2 protein-coding genes and 1 pseudogene are annotated in these 2504 nt (G+C 69.4%); 2 read left to right on the top strand and 1 reads right to left on the bottom strand.

Annotated elements, in window-relative coordinates:
• The first annotated feature begins 111 nt into the window (after window positions 1–111).
• Window positions 112–1575 (top strand): CCA tRNA nucleotidyltransferase, encoded by a 1464-nt coding sequence (locus WA965_RS05225; RefSeq protein ID WP_526302095.1) that lies wholly within the window; start codon window positions 112–114, stop codon window positions 1573–1575.
• A gap of 6 nt (window positions 1576–1581) precedes the next feature.
• On the top strand, window positions 1582–2067 hold the full coding sequence (locus WA965_RS05220; protein ID WP_526302097.1) for a pullulanase: 486 nt from the start codon (window positions 1582–1584) through the stop codon (window positions 2065–2067).
• A gap of 105 nt (window positions 2068–2172) precedes the next feature.
• Here the strand turns inward: WA965_RS05220 and WA965_RS05215 are convergent.
• A pseudogene (locus WA965_RS05215) lies at window positions 2173–2504 on the bottom strand (wyosine base formation domain-containing protein); the annotation flags it as partial.

Genomic DNA, 2504 nt, shown 5'->3' with positions numbered 1-2504 from the left:
GGTTTGGGCTGTTCGCCGTCCGACACCCAAGCGATAGTAGTTGGCGTGAACAGCAGGCCTCGCCGCACTCGCCGGACGGTGACACGGCTGTGACCAGTAGGCTCACCTGACGTGCCCGACCCCACGTCCGACGCTGAACTGCTGGCCGCTGCGCAGGTATCGCTGCGGCAGCATGGCGAGCTGCTGCGAGAACTGGGCGGGCTGTTCGCGGATCACGGCCACGAGTTGTACCTCGTCGGCGGCAGCGTCCGCGACGCGATCCTGGGCCGGCTGGGCACCGACCTCGACTTCACCACCGATGCCCGTCCGGAGCAGATGCAGAAGATCCTGCGCGGGTGGGCGGATGCGCTGTGGGACACCGGTATCGAGTTCGGCACGATCGGTGTCGGCAAAGGTGTAGAGCGGTTGGAGCTGACCACCTTTCGCGCCGACAGCTACGACCAGGTGTCCCGCAATCCCGAGGTCCGCTTCGGCGACAACCTGGCCGACGATCTGGTGCGCCGGGATTTCACGGTCAACGCCATGGCGGTGCGGGTCGACCCCGAGGCTCCCGCGGGCCTCGGTGCGTTCCTGGACCCGCTCGGCGGGCTGACCGCGTTGGGTGCCGGTGTGCTGGACACGCCGTCGGCGCCGGAGGTGTCGTTCGGCGACGATCCGCTGCGGATGCTGCGCGCGGCCAGGTTCGTGTCGCAGCTGGGATTCACCGTGGCGCCGCGCGTCCGGCGGGCGCTGGAGGAGATGGCGCCCCAACTGGGCCGGATCACTGCCGAACGTGTCGCCGCCGAACTGGACAAGCTGCTGCTCGGCGCTGATCCGGTCGCCGGGGTGGATCTGATGGTGCAGACGGGTCTGGGGGAGGTGGTGCTCCCCGAGGTCGGCGCGATGCGGATGGCGATCGACGAGCATCACCAGCACAAGGACGTCTACCAGCATTCTCTGACGGTGCTGCGGCAGGCCATCGATCTGGAAGACCCTGGAAGTCCTCCTGACCTGGTGCTGCGCTGGGCCGCACTGCTGCACGACATCGGCAAGCCCGCGACGCGCAGGCACGAACCCGACGGCGGGGTCAGCTTCCACCACCACGAGGTGGTCGGAGCGAAGATGACCCGCAAGCGGATGCGCGCGCTGAAGTACTCCAAGCAGATGGTCGAGGACGTATCGCAGCTGGTGTATCTGCACCTGCGTTTCCACGGCTACGGCGACGGCCGATGGACCGACTCGGCGGTGCGCCGCTACGTCACCGACGCCGGGCCGTTGGTGGACCGGCTGCACAAGCTGGTCCGTGCCGACTGCACGACGCGCAACAAGCGCCGCGCGGCGCGGCTGCAGGCGAACTACGACGACCTCGAGCACCGCATCGACGAACTCGCGGCCAAGGAGGATCTCGCCCGGGTTCGCCCCGATCTCGACGGCAACGAGATCATGCGGATCCTCGACATCCCGGGTGGTCCGATGGTGGGCAAGGCCTGGAACCACCTCAAGGAGCTGCGGCTGGACCGCGGCCCGCTGAGCCGCGACGAGGCCGTCGAGGAATTGCTGAAATGGTGGAACGAGAACGGCTCCCCGCGCGTCTGACCGTGTGTGGAGTACTGCCTGGGGGATTCCGACGGCTCGGCGACCATGTGGACGATCGACGGCGGTCCGCACGTCGACGGCGTGGATGTCGACGGTGACGGGCTGACCGATGACGTGCTGTTCGACCTCGACGGCGACGGCCTCGCCGATCACGCACTGCTCGATAGCGACGACGATGACGTCGCCGAGACCTATGTCAGCGACGATGGCACGGGAACCTGGGCGGTCAGCGCGGACCGGGGTGGGGGACTGCGCTGGTTCGGGCTCGACGGGGTCGAGCATCCGGGCGCCGGGCCGACGGTGCCGGTCGACCTCGACGGCGACGGCACGACCGCGGAGTGGTTGGCGGACGCAGACGGCGACGGTCTGGCCGATCGGGCTTTCGGCACCGGGGCGGCCTGGGTGGACACCGACGGTGACGGTCGCTGGGATGTCCGGCTCGCCGACGACGATGGCGACGGCCGGGCCGACAGCGCCGGTCAGCTCCACTAGCCCCGCGAGCGGCACGTCCACCCTGACACTGAGTGTCTGTACGTCGACACGCCGCAAATGCTATGCACCAGAGCGCCCTCGCCGAGGTCGAGGGCGACCAAAGTGTCAGTCGCGGCCGGGGCCGGGTGGACCGGCGAACGCCTGGGCGATCGTCAGCCAGTGCTCGGCGTCCGGGCCGACCGCGACGACGTCCAACGCAGGCCGGGGCCGACGCTGCGTGACCAGCATGCAGAAGTGCTCGGCCGACCCGCTGACCTGTTGGGTGGCGTCCTCGGGTCCCCACGCCCACACCGACCCGTCCGGCGCGGTCAGTTTCACGTGGAACGTCTCTGTCGGCGGGGTCTGCCCGTGCACCAGGTAGGCGTAGTCGCGGGTGCGGACGCCGATGTGGGCGATCGAGCGCAGCCGCGCGGTCGGCGTGCGGGTCACCCCGAGCG

The sequence above is a fragment of the Mycobacterium sp. genome (genome assembly GCF_049683935.1).
Classification (GTDB): domain Bacteria; phylum Actinomycetota; class Actinomycetes; order Mycobacteriales; family Mycobacteriaceae; genus Mycobacterium.
This window is presented reverse-complemented; position numbering and strand designations above follow the sequence as displayed.